Annotated in this window: 13 protein-coding genes and 1 tRNA gene; 7 read left to right on the forward strand and 7 right to left on the reverse strand. The window is 63.1% G+C overall.

Features of this window, described 5'->3' with window-relative positions; translation table 11 throughout:
- Positions 1-19: 19 nt before the first annotated feature.
- Positions 20-775 (reverse strand): phosphatidylcholine/phosphatidylserine synthase, encoded by a 756-nt coding sequence (locus WEB61_RS03400; protein ID WP_368062919.1) that lies wholly within the window; start codon positions 773-775, stop codon positions 20-22.
- Positions 776-906: 131 nt separating this feature from the next.
- Here WEB61_RS03400 and WEB61_RS03405 point away from each other — a divergent pair, with 131 nt between their 5' ends.
- From WEB61_RS03405 to WEB61_RS03420, 4 genes are all read left to right on the forward strand, one after another.
- Positions 907-1,332 carry a GFA family protein gene (locus WEB61_RS03405; RefSeq protein ID WP_368062920.1) on the forward strand — a complete coding sequence of 142 codons (426 nt, stop codon included), beginning with the start codon at positions 907-909 and terminating at the stop codon, positions 1,330-1,332.
- Between the two features lie 147 nt (positions 1,333-1,479).
- Positions 1,480-1,569, forward strand: a tRNA-Ser gene (locus tag WEB61_RS03410).
- A gap of 250 nt (positions 1,570-1,819) precedes the next feature.
- A complete protein-coding gene (locus tag WEB61_RS03415) occupies positions 1,820-4,324 on the forward strand; it encodes a S8 family serine peptidase (protein ID WP_368062921.1) in 2,505 nt (834 codons plus the stop codon).
- Positions 4,325-4,414: 90 nt separating this feature from the next.
- Positions 4,415-5,305, forward strand: a complete 891-nt coding sequence (locus WEB61_RS03420) for an HNH endonuclease (RefSeq protein WP_368062922.1) — start codon at positions 4,415-4,417, stop codon at positions 5,303-5,305.
- Between the two features lie 186 nt (positions 5,306-5,491).
- Here the strand turns inward: WEB61_RS03420 and WEB61_RS03425 are convergent, their stop codons facing one another.
- Entirely contained in the window at positions 5,492-6,064 is a 573-nt protein-coding gene (locus tag WEB61_RS03425) for an alpha-ketoglutarate-dependent dioxygenase AlkB (protein WP_368062923.1), read from the reverse strand.
- A 90-nt stretch (positions 6,065-6,154) separates the two neighbouring features.
- Here WEB61_RS03425 and WEB61_RS03430 point away from each other — a divergent pair, with 90 nt between their 5' ends.
- The gene (locus tag WEB61_RS03430; RefSeq protein WP_368062924.1) at positions 6,155-6,631 is read left to right on the forward strand and encodes an Imm1 family immunity protein; all 477 of its coding nucleotides are present in this window, start codon (positions 6,155-6,157) and stop codon (positions 6,629-6,631) included.
- Positions 6,632-6,731: 100 nt separating this feature from the next.
- Here WEB61_RS03430 and katG read toward each other — a convergent pair whose 3' ends face one another.
- A complete protein-coding gene (gene katG / locus WEB61_RS03435; RefSeq protein ID WP_368062925.1) occupies positions 6,732-8,900 on the reverse strand; it encodes a catalase/peroxidase HPI in 2,169 nt (722 codons plus the stop codon).
- 256 nt (positions 8,901-9,156) lie between these two features.
- Between katG and WEB61_RS03440 the strand changes: the two genes are divergently transcribed.
- Complete coding sequence (locus WEB61_RS03440; RefSeq protein ID WP_368062926.1) at positions 9,157-10,311, forward strand: DsbA family protein; 1,155 nt, start codon at positions 9,157-9,159, stop codon at positions 10,309-10,311.
- Here WEB61_RS03440 and WEB61_RS03445 read toward each other — a convergent pair.
- Genes WEB61_RS03445 through WEB61_RS03460 form a run of 4 tightly spaced genes read right to left on the reverse strand, consistent with a single transcriptional unit; the run spans position 10,308 to position 13,845 of the window.
- Positions 10,308-10,742 carry a hypothetical protein gene (locus WEB61_RS03445; RefSeq protein ID WP_368062927.1) on the reverse strand — a complete coding sequence of 145 codons (435 nt, stop codon included), beginning with the start codon at positions 10,740-10,742 and terminating at the stop codon, positions 10,308-10,310. The genes WEB61_RS03440 and WEB61_RS03445 overlap by 4 nt on opposite strands.
- A 32-nt stretch (positions 10,743-10,774) precedes the next feature.
- Positions 10,775-12,448 (reverse strand): sulfatase-like hydrolase/transferase, encoded by a 1,674-nt coding sequence (locus tag WEB61_RS03450; RefSeq protein WP_368062928.1) that lies wholly within the window; start codon positions 12,446-12,448, stop codon positions 10,775-10,777.
- A 26-nt stretch (positions 12,449-12,474) separates the two neighbouring features.
- A complete protein-coding gene (locus WEB61_RS03455; RefSeq protein WP_368062929.1) occupies positions 12,475-13,377 on the reverse strand; it encodes a haloalkane dehalogenase in 903 nt (300 codons plus the stop codon).
- Positions 13,378-13,383: 6 nt separating this feature from the next.
- Positions 13,384-13,845: a DUF1330 domain-containing protein gene (locus WEB61_RS03460; RefSeq protein WP_368062930.1), complete on the reverse strand. Its 462-nt coding sequence runs from the start codon at positions 13,843-13,845 to the stop codon at positions 13,384-13,386.
- A gap of 653 nt (positions 13,846-14,498) precedes the next feature.
- Here WEB61_RS03460 and WEB61_RS03465 point away from each other — a divergent pair.
- On the forward strand, positions 14,499-15,373 hold an 875-nt coding region (locus WEB61_RS03465; protein ID WP_368062931.1), incomplete at its 3' end, for a YHYH protein.

Consider the following 15,373-nt stretch of genomic DNA (forward strand, 5'->3'; position numbering starts at 1 on the left):
AGCTTGATTTCAGGGCTTTTCAGCCGCTTTTCAGGTCGCGCACCGAACGCTGGATGCAGAGGCCCAGAAAATAGAGCGAGACGGCCCAGAAGCCCCAGAAAGCCAGCGGCGCGGCCTCACGGGGGCCGAGGCCGGGCCCGCTCGCCAATACCAGCCAGAAGGTCAGCCCCGCCCAGAGGGCCGTTACAGCCAGTGTCAGCGGCCTCAGCGCCGCGACCCGGAAGGGATGGACGAATTTCAGCGGCACGAAGGTGAGGAGGCCCAGGGCCCCGATCACGGCAAGATTGAGCCAGGACCCGCTGCCGGCAATGAAGAAATAAAGCACCACCAGGTTCCAGACGGCCGGGAAGCCCGAGAAATAGTTGTCGTTGGTCTTCATCTCGCGATTGCCGAAGCAATAAAGCGAGGTCGTCATGATGAAGGCGGCGGCGGGGATTTCCCAGCCCGGCGGCACCATGCCGAAACGATAGATCAGGAGGGCCGGGATCACCGTATAGGTCAGATAGTCGATCACGAGATCGAGTATGGCGCCGTCGAAGCGCGGCGCATATTCGCTGACGCGGACCTTGCGGGCCATCGGCCCGTCGAAACCGTCGATAATGAGGGCGGCCCCCAGCCAGAGCAGCGCCAGCCGCAGGTCGCCGGCGATCAGCGCCGCGATCGCCAGCAGGCCGGTGACGACGCCCGAGGCCGTGAAAGCGTGCACCGCCCAGGCCGCCGCCACGCGGGCCTTTGGTTTCGGGTGATCGTCGGGGTCTGCCTCGGTGCCGCTCATATATTCAGTCTAGCAGGCCGCGTGATTCCTGCCTAAACCCGCTTCTGGCGGGTAGTGTCTCAGTTTGAAATTCCAGGCGAACCATTGCCGTCATCCTTGCGGAGTTGATGGCAGGCGTTCAATCTTGTCGCATGATCCGAGAAGCCAACTGCCATTGCGGGAAGCTTACGCTCCGCTGCAGCGGTGAGCCCACGAAGATTTCTCTATGTCACTGCTTCGACTGCCAGCGACGGACCGGCTCGCTGTTCAGCGTGGCAGCCTTTTATCCACGGGCCGGTGTGGAGATCATGAAGGGCAACGCGAAAGGCTTTCGCCGCCATTCCGCCAGCGGGTTCGACGTGACGTTTCATTTCTGCCCGGAATGCGGTTCGAATCTCTGGTGGGAAGCCGATCGTCTTCCAGACCTTGTGGGAGTGGCGGTGGGCTCGTTTGCCGACCGCAATTTTCCTGTGCCCGAGCAGGTGGTCTGGGCCGAGGAGAAACATCACTGGCTACAGCTTCCAGCGGAACTACACTCTCACGCGCGAAATCCCACCCGGGCCATTCCGCGCGAATAGCGGCTCCAAACCGTGGCGAAAATTCAAACTGAGACAATACCTTCGGGCGCGGCGGGAGATCGAGGCTTGTGCGGGCCTTTCTCCCCGTCTACATTCCGCGCCGTTTCAACCTCACGGGCGGCTTTAACGGGCCGGTCCGTCCTCTGCGGAGAGGTGGCTGAGTGGTTGAAAGTACCGCACTCGAAATGCGGCGTGCTCGCAAGGGTACCGTGGGTTCGAATCCCACCCTCTCCGCCACTAAAAAGGGCCTCCTTCACGGGGGCCCTTTTTAGTGGCGGAAGAGCGGGCGCGGCGAGAACCCATGTTCGGCAAAACGCCTGAGGGTTTTGGGGCGAGCGGCTTTGCCGCTCTACCGCTAAGCCATCAGGCCAATCCCACCCTCTTCGAAAAATACTCCCAGATTTAGTCAGGTGTTCTTCGCCAGATATCGTTGTCCGCTCGGGAGTGCGCCCTTAATTTCGCTCGCAGTTCGATGCGAGGGGGCGGAATGTATAAACGTCATACGCGCGCGCTGCGGGCCTGGCTGTTGTCCGGCGCATGCCTTGCGGCGTCCATGGCCGCGACGGCCGCCGCCGCCGATCCGTCGGATTTCAATACGCCCGAATATTTCGCCTCCGGCGCGCTCGATCAGATCGGCGCGAACGAAGCCTATGCGCTCGGCTATACCGGCGCCGGCGTCACCGTCGCCATATTCGACAGCGGTATCGATCCGACGCATCCGGAGTTCGCGGGAAAAAACGTTAGCGGCTACGATTTCTTCTTCGAAACGCCCGAACTGAGCGACATATTCGGTCACGGCACGCATGTGTCCGGCATCGCCGCCGCGCGCCGCGATGGCATTGGCATGCATGGCGTTGCCTATGATGCGGACGTCATGGCGTTCAATATCATTCTGGGCGCCACGGCCACCTCCGTGATGGAGGACCTGTTCGCGGGCGTCGATCGGATGATCGAGAACGGCGTCAGGATCGCCAACGGCAGCTGGATCACCTTTTACGACCGGTCCAATCCGGACGAACTTGAATATCTGTACACGAATTTCAAATACGCCCAGGACAATGGCATCATCTTCGTCTTCGCGGCGGGCAATTTCAGTGATGAGAAGCCCTGGGACCCGGCCGATACGCCGGAAATCTTTCCCGATCTGCAAAAACAGTTCATCGCGGTCGTGGCGGTGGATGAAAACAATGTGATCGCCGGCTTTTCCAACCGCTGCGGCGACAATGCGCCATGGTGCATCGCGGCGCCGGGGGTCGACATCTATTCAACAGTTCCCGGCGGCGGATACACCGCCTCAAGCGGCACCTCGATGGCGGCACCGGTCGTTGCCGGTGCGCTTGCCGTCATCGAGCAGGCGTTTCCTTACTTGTCGTCCGAGCAGCTCGTGCAGATGCTGCTCACCACTGCAACGGATCTCGGCGACGCCAGCATTTACGGGCACGGCCTGCTGAATCTCGGTGCTGCTGTGCGCGGCCCGGGTTCGTTCACCACGGACTGGAACGTCGATACGGACGGTTCCAACTCGTTCTGGATCAGCAACATTGCCGGGCCCGGCGGCCTTACCAAATCGGGCAATGGCGTTCTGACGCTCAACGGCGTGAACACCTATACCGGCGACACGATCATCGATGGCGGCATACTTGTGATCGGCGACGCCGCCCATCCCTTCGCCCATATCCTGAATTCCGTTACGGTCAATACCGGCGGCATTCTCGGCGGCCATGGCACGGTTTTCGGCGACGTCGTCAACAGCGGCGGGGTCAATCCCGGCGCCTCTGTCGGCATTCTCACGATCGCCGGCGACTATATCCAGGACGCCGCCGGCAGTCTCATGATCGATGTGGAGCCTGCTGCGGCCTCGCAGCTTCTGGTCGGCGGGGCGGCCAGCCTCGACGGCGCCTTCCTCGTCAACTACGCGCCCGGTGCCTATCCTGCGGTCACCCGCTCCGTGCTGGAAACAGGCGGCGCCGTCTCGGGCCGGTTCAGTTCGGTGGGCGGCACCAGGGTGGATATGCTGCAGTTCCTCTCCTATGCGCCGGCCCAAGTGAACCTGACGCTGCAGCCTGCCAGCAACGATATCGTCCCGTCCCTGACCACGGCGCAGATCGAAACGGTTCATCGCAGCAATCGCGACCTGCTGGCGCGCGCCGGTTCCGGGACCGGACCATGGATCAAGGCGATGAATGCCGTCGACCGTTTCGACGCCACCGGTGGCGTGCGGGGGTTCGAAGCCGATGGTGCAGGCATCGCCTTCGGCGCAGCCGGCCGCGTCAATCCGGCGTTCACGCTCGGCGTGGCGGGTCAGTACGCACAGTTGGATGTGGAGCCGAGCGGCGGCGCGCCGACCGGCGGGAATGCCGATCTCTATCAGGGCGCCGTCTATGGCAGCTACGCGCTTGGAGAGACGCGTGTCGCCGCCTCGGCGTCGTTCGGTTATGCCGATGTCGATACGTCTCGCCAGTTCACCGCCATCTCCGGACCGCAGTCCACACGCACCGCCTACGATGTCTGGATCGGCTCGACATCCGTCCATGCGTCCCGCCAGCTGACGGCGGGGGCGTTCTCGGTGACGCCGCAGGCCGGTTTCTCCTATGTCTATCTGTACTGCGAGGGCGCAACCGAGCAGGGCGCGCCAGGCTTCGATCTGACATTGCTGGCAGAAAAAACGGAATCCCTGCGCGCCTTCGCCGGTGCCGAGCTGTCGCGCGCCTACGAGACGCCCGGCGGGGCGAAGCTTCTGCCGGTGCTGCGGGCCCGGTACAGCCACGAGATGGAAAGCGACCGTCGCAGCGTTGATTCCACACTCGCCACCGGTAGCAGCCGGGCGCGCACTTTCGGCGTCTTTCCGGAAAGGGATGTTGTCGAGGTCGGCGCGGGGATCCGGGCGCGGCTCGGAGACCGGCTCGACCTGCGCCTGGATGGCGACTTCGCGCTCCCTGTCGGCAATTACGCCAGCTACGCCGTCTCCGCCGGACTCGACTTCCGGTTCTAGCCCGTCCGCAGACGTCTTCATATCCGCCGCCGCACAAGCGTAATCGAAAATTTAATTGTGAAAATTTCTGTCTGAGCCTTAGGTTTTCGAATGAGCTATTGCGTTTTTATGCACCGGTCTGATTCGATCTATGACGATAGTCCGGCGGAACGATACCAATTCCCCAAGCAATACCTCGGTCGTGCCGAGGGAAGCATTGGAGATTGGATCGTCTATCTGGAGCCAACGAAGGTTGCCGGAACGCGCGGATACTTTGCGATCGCGCGTGTGCAGCAGATCATTCCTGATCCGAACGCTCTGGGGATGTACCTGGCGCTCATCGAGCCGGGTTCATATCTCGACTTCGCTCGATCGGTTCCGTTCAACGATGTCGATGGTCCGATAGAACGTGGATTGTTGAACGAGAGCGGAAATCTCTCGGGACGCGCCCAGTCGGCCGTTCGCCCGATTTCACCTCAGGATTTTCATCGCATCATCGAGCGAGGCCTTGATGATCAAGAGCCGCTGCTTCCACGGTCCAGCGCCCAACCCGGCATACAAGATGAGCAGGCACCCTATGTGTTTGAACAGCAGCGTGATCGGATACAGACGCTGACGTCACGGCTTATGCGCGACCGCGCATTCCGAAAGATCGTCCTGCGTGCCTATAGTGAACGTTGCGCGATCACCGGATTGAGTCTGATCAACGGTGGAGGACGTGCAGAGGTTGAAGCCGCTCATATCCGCCCTGTCGAGGCAAACGGGCCTGATATAGTGAACAACGGCCTTGCCCTCTCCGGTACTGCACACTGGATGTTCGATCGTGGATTGATCAGCTTGAGCGACGATCTGGAAATCTTGATTTCGCGCCAAGTCAACGACGTGGGTCGCGTTCGCGAATTCATCAATAAAACAGGACTTGCCTATCCCCCGAATCGCTCCGGAGATCGGCCACATCCACACTTTTTGGAATGGCATCGAGTGAACTGCTTCAAAAACTAACTCTACGCAAATGGAGGGTGGCGGAGATGAAGCTGGATACCAGGCGTATCGACGACACCACGCTCGCTCTCCTCTACCTTGGCTTGCATGACGGCTGTCGAGTGTGGAAATCGTTCGATTGGGAGGCGGCTGCGCGCTAGACGCGCGCTCCGTTTGAGCGGCCGGGCGATGGTCTGCTCTTGTCACTCAACCGCTTCTCAGCACATTGCGAAACGTCATCGAGACGCGCCGCGCGCGCGGCCGTTTCTCGCCGTCGACAATGTCGGCCATGCGTGCCGGAATTTCGTGCGTCCAGTCGTAGCGCGCGGCGCCCGCAAGGATCAGCAGCGCGCGCGGTTCGAGAAGAAGCGCGCATTTCTCGCCGCTCGCGCGATGACGGAACCGCATTTCGCAGGCCGACAGCAGGCTCAGCGAGGCGACCTTGTCGGCAAAGCAGGGCACGCAATCGACATGCGCGCTGATGCCTTGTCCCGGCAGATATTCATTGGCGATCATCTGGTCCGGCAGGCGCCCGAATGTTGTTTCGCCTTCAAGCCGCGCGCAGACCGGCGACAGCCAGTCGGGTAGGGCGCCGAGAAAAGCGTCCGCCGTCACGGCCCGCGCGCGATAGTCGTAGCGCCAGCCGAAATGCTGTACGCGACGTTTCAGTTCGACGCTCCATTCGCCGGTGTCGAGCGCGGCGGCGAGTTCGCATTCCTCCTTCGCGGTCACGAAGTCCGGCAGATAGGTCGCGCCTTGCGGTAGATGAATCGCGTTCATGCTCGCTCGATTTTCGAAGTGCTATGCTGTTTTTTCAAATCGAATTCGCCATGCAGGGCGCGGCGATGGCTTTTGGGCGTGGTGGGGATCATGAGAAAGCATAGCTATTTTGCCTCTCGTTTTCGCGAGGGATGGCCCGATCTGGCGGAGATGGAACCCTATTTCCTCGCTCCGTCCGGGAAGCGGTGGTTCTTCGAGACGCGCAATGACAGTGGTGGTCTGACGGCGGAAGGCGTTGACGGCACCGACCATTTTTCGCCGACCGACCAGCGCCGTGTTACCGTTTATCTCGACATGTGGGGACATCCCGAACTGGGCGTCCAGCTCACCTGGCGGAAGTGGGGAGGTGACGACAGCAAAACATTTTATTCGATGGGCGATCTTTCGCGTCTCGGCGAACATGTGCGCAACCTCCACGACACGCTGTTACCGGTCGGCCTGTTCATTCCCTATGAAGACGCCTGGGAAGCGGTGAAGGAATTCATCGAGACGGATGGCGAAAGGCCGAAATGCATTGCATGGGTCGAGGAGAGTATGCTCCCGGCCGGAACGTTTCCCGCGCCATAGATACCCGTCATTTTTCTCTGCAACACTCCACCCCCAAAACACAAACGCCGCCCCCGGATGATCCGGGGGCGGCGCATGTTGTCAGACGCTAAGCCGCGCGTCAGGCCGCGAGGTCGAAGCGATCCGCGTTCATCACCTTCACCCAGGCCGCCACGAAGTCCTTCACGAACTTCTCCTTGGCGTCGTCCTGCGCATAGACTTCGGCGTAAGCGCGCAGCACCGAGTTGGAGCCGAAGACGAGGTCGGCGCGGGTGGCCGTCCACTTGACCGCACCGCTCTTGCGGTCGCGGATTTCGTAGAGGTTCTTTCCCTTCGGTTCCCACGCATAGGCCATGTCGGTCAGGTTGACGAAGAAGTCGGTCGTCAGCGCGCCGGGGCGGTCGGTGAAGACGCCGTGCTTCGTGCCGCCATGATTGGTGCCGATCACGCGCATGCCGCCGACAAGCACGGTCATCTCCGCGGCGGTGAGGCCCAGGAGCTGCGTATGGTCGAGCATCAGCTCTTCCGGCGTCACCGCGTAATCCTTCTTCAGGAAGTTGCGGAAGCCATCGGCCGCGGGTTCGAGCGGTTCGAAGGATTCGACATCCGTCATCGTGTCAGTCGCGTCGCCGCGGCCGGGCGCGAAGGGCACGGTCAGGTTGATGCCCGCCGCTTTCGCCGCCTGTTCGACGCCGAGATTGCCCGCGAGCACGATCACGTCGGCGATGCTGGCGCCGGTTGCCTTGGCGATCGGTTCCAGCGCGGCCAGCACTTTCGTCAGCCGCGCCGGCTCGTTGGCTTCCCAGTCCTTTTGCGGGGCGAGGCGGATGCGCGCGCCATTGGCGCCGCCGCGCATGTCCGAGCCGCGATAGGTGCGGGCGCTGTCCCAGGCGGTTGCCACCATCTCAGCCGTCGAAAGACTGCTCGCGGCGATCTTCGCCTTCACCGCCGCGACGTCGTAATCCTTGCGGCCGGCCGGAACCGGATCCTGCCAGAGCAGATCTTCCTTCGGCACGTCGGGGCCGACATAGCGCGCCTTCGGGCCCATGTCGCGATGGGTGAGCTTGAACCAGGCGCGCGCGAAGACGTCCGAGAAATAGGCCGGATCGGCCCTGAACTTCTGGCAGATCGCGTTGTAGATCGGGTCGAACTTCATCGCCATGTCGGCATCGGTCATGATCGGCTTGCAGCGGATCGAGGGATCCTCTACATCGACCGGCATGTCCTCTTCGCGGATGTTGACCGGCTCCCACTGCGAGGCGCCGGCGGGCGATTTCTGCAACCACCAGTCATAGCCGAACAGCAGGTCGAAATAGCCATTGTCCCACCGGGTCGGATGGGTGGTCCAGGCGCCTTCGATGCCGCTCGTGACGGTGTTGCGGCCGATGCCGCGGCTCTTCCTGTTGAGCCAGCCGAGACCCTGGTCGCCGACATCGGCGCTTTCCGGATCGGGGCCGAGATTGGCCGCGTCGCCATTGCCATGCGTCTTGCCGACAGTGTGGCCGCCCGCGGTCAGGGCAACCGTTTCCTCGTCGTTCATCGCCATGCGCCGGAAGGTTTCGCGCACTTCATGCGCGGTCTTCAGCGGGTCCGGCTTGCCGCCGACACCTTCGGGATTGACATAGATCAGGCCCATCTGCACGGCGGCGAGCGGGTTTTCGAGCGACATCGGATTGTCGTCGCTTTCATAGCGGCCGCGGCCGAGCCACTCCTTTTCCGAGCCCCAATAGACGTCCTTTTCGGGGTGCCAGATGTCCTCGCGGCCGAAGCCGAAGCCGAAGGTCTTCAGGCCCATCGATTCATAGGCGATGGTGCCGGCAAGGATGATGAGATCGGCCCAGCTCACCTTGTTGCCGTATTTCTTCTTGATCGGCCAGAGCAGGCGCCGCGCCTTGTCGAGATTGACATTGTCCGGCCAGGAATTGAGCGGGGCGAAACGCTGGTTGCCGGTGCCGCCGCCGCCGCGTCCGTCGGCGATGCGGTAGGAGCCGGCCGCGTGCCAGGCCATGCGGATCATCAAGCCGCCATAGTGACCCCAATCCGCCGGCCACCAGTCCTGGCTGTCGGTCATCAGCGCGTGGAGATCCTTCTTGAGGGCCGCCACGTCGAGCTTCTTCAGCTCCTCGCGATAGTTGAAATCCTTCCCCAGCGGATTGGTCTTGCTGTCGTGCTGGTGAAGAATGTCGAGATTGAGGGCGTTCGGCCACCACTCCATGTTCGATGTGCCCATGGTCAATGTCGTGGCGCCGCCATGCATCACCGGGCACTTGCCGCTTTTTTCCATGCTCATCTGTCTGTTCCTTCGTTGCCGCCGGCTGTGCGAGCCTATATTTTAATTATTCTAATTAAAATATATCCCGTTCCGCGTTAAAAACAAGCCGATTTTTTGAGCGGACAAATGCGGTGGCCTTGAGCCCCTTCAAAGAGTGAACCTGCTTGGACGCGATGTCGATTGCGCCGGCCGGCGGTGCCCGAGATTGACAGGCGGATGCCCGCCGACCACTATTGGCATAATTAATGCCAATAATTAATCGGGGGCGCGCGGCATGCGGACGAAGATCGCGACGGCGGTTTCCGCGCTCGTCACCAGTCCGCGTCTCAGGGCACTGGGGCGGCGGCGGCGCGCGCTGATGCGGCGGCTCTCCGGGCGGCGGCCGGTCATCCATTACTTCCATCAGGCGGGCGACCCCTACAGCGTGCTCGCCGTGCAGGCCGTGCCGCTGTTGCGCGCGCGCTACGGCGTCGATGTCGAGATCCATGCCGTTTCGGCGCCCGACAGGGCGGCGGCGCCCGAGCCCGATATGCTGACCGCCTATGGTCTGCGCGACGCGGCGCTCTCGGGCCGGCTTGCTGGCTTTTCGCTCGATGCGGATGTTTCGGCGCTGGCGCCGGATGCAAGCGCGAAGGCGCTCGCCAAAGGCGACGCCTTGCGCAGGAAGCTCGGCCATTATCTCGGCGCGGTGTTCTATTTCGAGGGCGAGTGGTATTGGGGCCTCGACCGGCTCGACTTTCTCGAAGAACGGCTTGCGCCCTTCCGCCGCGCCGATGCGCCGGCTCTTTCCATCGCACCGCGCCGCGAGGTGACGCTGGCGCCGTGCAAAACGCCCGCCCGGCCGCCCGTCTTCGAGGCCTTCATCTCCTTCCGCAGCCCCTACACCTGGCTCGCCATCGAACGGGTGACGAAACTTGCCGCGCATTACGGTGCCGATCTCAAATGGCGCTTCGTGCTGCCGATGGTGATGCGCGGGCTTCCCGTGCCGCTCGCCAAGCAGCTCTATATCGTGCGCGACTGCAAGCGCGAGGCCGAACGTCTCGGGCTTCCCTTCGGGCGTGTCGCCGATCCCGTCGGCGCCGGCGCCGAACGTGGATTGTCGGTGCTGCATCACGCGATCCCGGCCGGCAAGGGCGCAGGCTTCGCCCAATCCTTCCTGCAAGGCGTCTTCGCCGAAGGCATCGACGCGGCGACGGATGCCGGTCTGATCCGGCTGGCCGCGCGGGCGGGCCTCGACGATGCGTTTGTCAAAAAGGCGCTGGCCGATCCGTCATGGCGCGAGGTTGCCGAGAAAAACCGCGCCGATATGTTTGCCGGCGGCGCCTGGGGCGTTCCGTCCTTCCGCGTCGAAGGCGGGGCGATGCTTTGGGGCCAGGACCGGCTCTGGGCAATCGAGGAGGCGTTGCGGGCGGCCTGCGAAAGCCCCTAGTCGTGGTTCCTCAGCGCCAATGCCAGCAGCACCGCAACGGCCGGCAACAGCACCAGCGTTGCATAAGCTTCCGGCGGATGGTGCGGGCCCTCGCCCGGTTTGAACACCCATTGGTTGAGCGCGATGATTATGCGCTCGACAAGGATCAGCGCCAGCACCGGCGGCACGAAGCTCCGGTAGCGCAGGGAGACGAACAGCATCAGCGCTCCCCAGACGATCTGCGTCGCGCCGACCCAGGCAAAGACGCCGATAATCGTCGCTGCGTTGGCGCTCAGATCGAGCCCGGCAATCACGCCGGCGCCGCCATCGGGCAGGAAGGCGTGGATTGCGCCCGGCACGACGGTCAATATGCCGAGCAGCGTCAGCGCCCAGGCCGCGAGCGGGTGGCCGCGATAGGCGTCGTTGGTGCTTTCGGGAACAAGCGAGGCCAATGATTTTCTCCCTGGTCTGTCGCGCGCGCCGTTCAACCCGGCCAGTAGATGTATTCGTCGTCGGCGGTTGCTTCCTCTTCCAGCGTCTTGTCGATCGTCACCGGCATTTCGCCGACCGCCGGGAACAGCGGTTCGCGCTGCGTTGCATTGTGGTCGGCGAGCAGCGTTTTCAGTTCCGCGACTTTCTCGGGATGGCGCTCGGCGAGATTGACCTGTTCGGTCGGATCGTCGTTGAGGTTGAAGAGCCAGGTCTTTTCCGGCTTGGCCGTCGTCTGAAGTTTCCATCCGCGCGCCTGCACCGCCATGTAGTAACCGTCGCGCCAGAAGATCGGGCGGTCGGGCGGCGGGGCGTTGCCGGTCGCATGCGGCAGCAGGTCGATACCGTCGATCACGCGATCGGACGGCAATGCCGCGCCCGCCGCCGCGACGATGGTCGGGAACATGTCGATATGGGCAACGGCCGTGTCGCGCGTCGTGCCGGGCGCGATCCGCGCCGGCCATTGCGCGAAGAAGGGCACGCGGATGCCGCCCTCGAAGAAAGTCAGCTTCCAGCCGCGGAAGGGCGCGTTGACGTCCGGAATGCCGATATAGCCCGGCGCGCCGTTGTCGCTGGAGAAGATCACCAGCGTGTTGTCGTCGAGGCCGTTTTCCTTCAGGGCGGCAAGCACGCGGCCGACGCTGCGGTCCAGCGCGCGGATCATCGCCGCATAGACGCGCAGCCGTTCGTCCTCGATCATCGACAGCGCATCGTAATCTTCCTTCGAGGCCTGCAGCGGCGTGTGCACGCCCCAATGCGCGAGATAGAGGAAGAAGGGACGGTTGCGATTGGCCTCGATCGCCTTCACCGCTTCGTCGGTGTAGTAGTCGGTCAAATAGCCCTTCGGTTCGAACCATTCGCTGGCGTTGTAGGAGGTCGCATAGTTCATGCGCGCCCAGAGAAACTGGTCGATCGGATCGAAAGGCAGTTTCGCATTGACGACGTCGGGGCTGTCTTCGGGCAGGAAGAGCCCGCTTTCCAGCATCACGCTTTCGTCGAAGCCCTGTGCATTGGGACGGAACTCGGGCGAATTGCCGAGATGCCACTTGCCGATATGGATATTGTGATAGCCCTGCGGTTTCAGCGCTTCGGCAAGCGTGATTTCGGAGCCCGGCAATCCCTGCTCGGCGAAGGGCGGCGCCTTGGCGACGGCGTCGGCATCGAACAGCATGTCGTGCGGCCGCGTGCCGTCATTGTAGAAAAGATCCATGATGCGCGTCATGCCGGGCGGCGTCGGCGTGAATTCGAAGCCGGTGCGTGTGCCGTAGCGCCCGGTCATCAGCATGGCGCGCGAGGGCGCGCAGGCGGCGGTGCCCGAATAGGCTTTCGAAAAATTGGCGCCGTTCCTCGCGATCGAATCGATATGCGGCGTCTCGACGATGCCGCCCGCCGCGCCGCCGCCGAAATAGCTGATGTCGTTGAAGCCGAGATCGTCGGCGAGGATGACGACGATGTTGGGCGGGCGCTTGTCGGTCGCTTCCTGGGCCACCGCCGGTCCCTGCTGCCAGGGGATGTCGCGGTTCGCAAGCACGACGGTTGCGTCGCGCTGCCTCGTGGCCACGAAATAAAGGATCAGGTCCTTGCGGAAGACGAAGGCGGTCGCCGCCACCGTCGTTACCGCCACCACGCCGGCCAGCGCATAGGCCTGCCATTTCTTCAATCCGGTCATCGCTCGTCCCCCTTATGCATCGCCCGTCATGTCGCGGCGATGAAACGCAGAATATGCTCGCAGAGTTCGTCCGGCACGTCTTCCTGAATGAAATGATGCGCCTGCGGAAAGACATGATGCGGCTGGCCCTTCGCGCCCGGTATGCGCTTCTGCATTGCCTTGTCGGCGCCCTTCGCGACCGGATCGAGCGCGCCGAAAAGCGTCAGAAAGGGCTTTTCGAAGCGCTCGAGGCCTTTCCAGGCCTCGCGGTTCAGGGGCACGCCCGGATTGTCGGGCTGTACCGCGATCAGCAGCGGGAAGGAAACGATGCCCGCCATATAGGCGTCGGACGGGAAGGGCGCGATATAGGCGGCGAGTTCGCCCGGCGTGATCTTGTGCACCATGCCCGGCGGCAGCATCTCGGCGAGCGGGAAGGTCGTCGCCTCGCGCATCATCCCGACCCACATCTTCATGAACTCGCTTTCGCCGTCGCCGGTCGGCAGGCCGGTGTTCGAGGCGATCACGCGGGCGAAGCGTTCGGGATGTTTCGAAACGAGGTAGAGGCCGATCGTGCCGCCCCAGTCCTGGCAGAAGAGCGTGATGCCGGTGAGTTCGAGCCCGGTCAGCCATTTCGACATCCAGTCGTAGTGGCGCGCCAGCGTATAATCGGCTTTCGCGGCCGGTTTGTCCGAACGCCCGCAGCCGACGAGATCGACCGCGATGACGCGGTGGCCGGCCGCCGCCAGCACCGGGATCATCTTGCGATAGAGATAGGCCCAGGTCGGATTGCCATGCATCAGCAAGATCGGCTTCGCGCCGCGCGGGCCTTCATCGACATAGTGGATGCGCAACGCTGTGCCGTCTTCGTCGCGGGCATTGAAATAATGCGGCGCGAAAGCATAGCCTTCGAGGCCGGAAAAGCGTTCGTCGGGCGTGCGCAGCACCTCCATTGCGCGTCAGGCCTTCGTGATCGCTTCGAGCAGCGGCTGCAGCCGCCCCAGCACGCCGTCCTGCAGCACGGTTTCGATATTGAGCTGGCCTTTGAGGCCTGCATCGCGATGCACCGAAATCTCCCGCCATTCCGGCGACATCGACATCTCGAAAAGCGCCTTGCGGTTGGGATAGGTCGCGATCGCGATCTCGTCCCAGAGTTCTTCCACCTGGCCCAGCGCCAGAAAACTCACGTCGGCGGCAAAAAAGGCGCCGCCGCCGAATTTCGGCAACAGCTTCGAAACTTCGCGGCCATAGATCTGATAGGCGTCGCGCCCGCTCAGCTCGCAGGCGCGGCCGTCCTTGTACTCGGCGCGATCCTTGAACTTCAACAGGTTGACCATGAAAATCGGGTCTTTCGGGCCCGGCGCCATCATTTCGCGGATGCGATCGGGATCGGCCGGGAAGACTTCGTTGACAACCTGCATGACGCGCCTCTTCGTGGCCCCATGGCGGAATGGCCGGGGCGCGAATATATTGGCATTATTTATGTCATAAGTTCAAGGGCCGGCGCGCCGGCCCTGTTTCAGGCGGCGTCCGTCAGCGGGTGGGCTTGGTTGCGAGAGGCATAAACGACAACAAAGATCGTCACGACCCGGACGAGCCCACTGCTGTCCGGCTAAGCGGGCTCTGTTGCAGAAGTGAGGCTCTCGACTCCAACCAAACCCGTCATGGCCCGATTTATTCGGGCCATCCACGTCTTGGCGGCAACCAAAAGAAGAAGAAAGACGTGGATGACCCGCCACCTTGATCACAAAGGAGGGCCGGATCATGACGAAAATGGGAGAAAGTGCGGTGCCGCAAGCGATTTGAATTGAAATCTGCTCTTCTTAACCGGACGTCCATGGGACGAGCCGGGCCGTGACAACTTTGGATTGCGCGAAACGTCTCACATCTGCAACGGAACCCGGTCGAAGCATCCGACGGATTCAGAAAACTCGATCCCGCTGGCGGATCGTGTCCATCAGGTCCATCATTCTTGCTCAATGTTCTTCACAATGACGAATTGCGACGGAATCCGGCCGCGTCCGCGTTTCATCCCCTGACCTTCCGCACACCCCTTGCCCGACCGGAGACGACGATGAACGCTAGCCGGCTTCTCCTTGCTCTGCTGACCTGCGCCCCCGCCGCGCTACCCGCCTTCGCGCATGAGACGGCCGATCCCGATCATGCGGTACCGCGGCTCCTTCCCGCCGCCGCCGAACGCAGCCGGGTCGATATCCGCGAGGCGGACGGCTTCCGCTTCATCTCCTCCAACGGTCTCCCGGATCATGCGACGGGCGCCTTTCCCGGTCCCGGCAATCCGAACGCAATCCGGGCGCAGGATCATGCCTGGCGCGTTGCGCTTGCGCCCGCGAAGACGGGGCGCGAGACGCCGCTCAGCGGCTCGCTGTTCGGCGTCGCTCTGAACGGCGTCCCCTTCGATCCGGGTACGGCGGAATGCTGGGGGGCTGCCCGCGGCAGCCGCCCGAACCCCGCCTGCGCGTGGCGCGAGGAGGCGATCGTCGGCGGTGCGGGCCGGCTCGGCCTCGACGCGAACCATGCCCATGTGCAGCCGGACGGCACCTATCACTATCACGGCGTTCCGACCGGCCTCGTCGCGGCGCTGCCGCCGGGCGATATGGTGCTGGTCGGTTATGCCGCCGACGGTTTCCCGGTCTATGTCAGCCGCTCGAACGTCTGGCGCTCCGGCTGGCGGCTGAAGCCGGGAACGCGGCCCTCAGGTCCCGGCGGCGCTTACGACGGCCGTTACACGCAGGATTTTGTCTATGCGGGCGGGGCGGGCACACTCGACCGTTGCAACGGCACGGAGATCGGCGGCAGCTATGCTTATGTCCTCACCGATGCCTTCCCCTTCGTGCCGCGCTGCTTTTCGGGTACGCCCGATGCGAGCTTCCGCAAGGGGCCGCCCGGCGGCGGTCCGGGCGGCGAGCGCCGGCCGCCGCCTTTCCTGCG

It is taken from the genome of Parvibaculum sp., from assembly GCF_040882025.1.
GTDB lineage: Bacteria > Pseudomonadota > Alphaproteobacteria > Parvibaculales > Parvibaculaceae > Parvibaculum.

Coding starts and splice junctions, on each gene's coding strand:
- WEB61_RS03450 (WP_368062928.1), bottom strand. CDS start 12,448: ATGACCGGATTGAAGAAATGGCAGGCCTATGCGCTGGCCGGCGTGGTG.
- WEB61_RS03420 (WP_368062922.1), top strand. CDS start 4,415: ATGAGCTATTGCGTTTTTATGCACCGGTCTGATTCGATCTATGACGAT.
- WEB61_RS03425 (WP_368062923.1), bottom strand. CDS start 6,064: ATGAACGCGATTCATCTACCGCAAGGCGCGACCTATCTGCCGGACTTC.
- WEB61_RS03415 (WP_368062921.1), top strand. CDS start 1,820: ATGTATAAACGTCATACGCGCGCGCTGCGGGCCTGGCTGTTGTCCGGC.
- WEB61_RS03400 (WP_368062919.1), bottom strand. CDS start 775: ATGAGCGGCACCGAGGCAGACCCCGACGATCACCCGAAACCAAAGGCC.
- WEB61_RS03405 (WP_368062920.1), top strand. CDS start 907: ATGATCCGAGAAGCCAACTGCCATTGCGGGAAGCTTACGCTCCGCTGC.
- WEB61_RS03440 (WP_368062926.1), top strand. CDS start 9,157: ATGCGGACGAAGATCGCGACGGCGGTTTCCGCGCTCGTCACCAGTCCG.
- WEB61_RS03430 (WP_368062924.1), top strand. CDS start 6,155: ATGAGAAAGCATAGCTATTTTGCCTCTCGTTTTCGCGAGGGATGGCCC.
- katG (WP_368062925.1), bottom strand. CDS start 8,900: ATGAGCATGGAAAAAAGCGGCAAGTGCCCGGTGATGCATGGCGGCGCC.
- WEB61_RS03460 (WP_368062930.1), bottom strand. CDS start 13,845: ATGCAGGTTGTCAACGAAGTCTTCCCGGCCGATCCCGATCGCATCCGC.
- WEB61_RS03455 (WP_368062929.1), bottom strand. CDS start 13,377: ATGGAGGTGCTGCGCACGCCCGACGAACGCTTTTCCGGCCTCGAAGGC.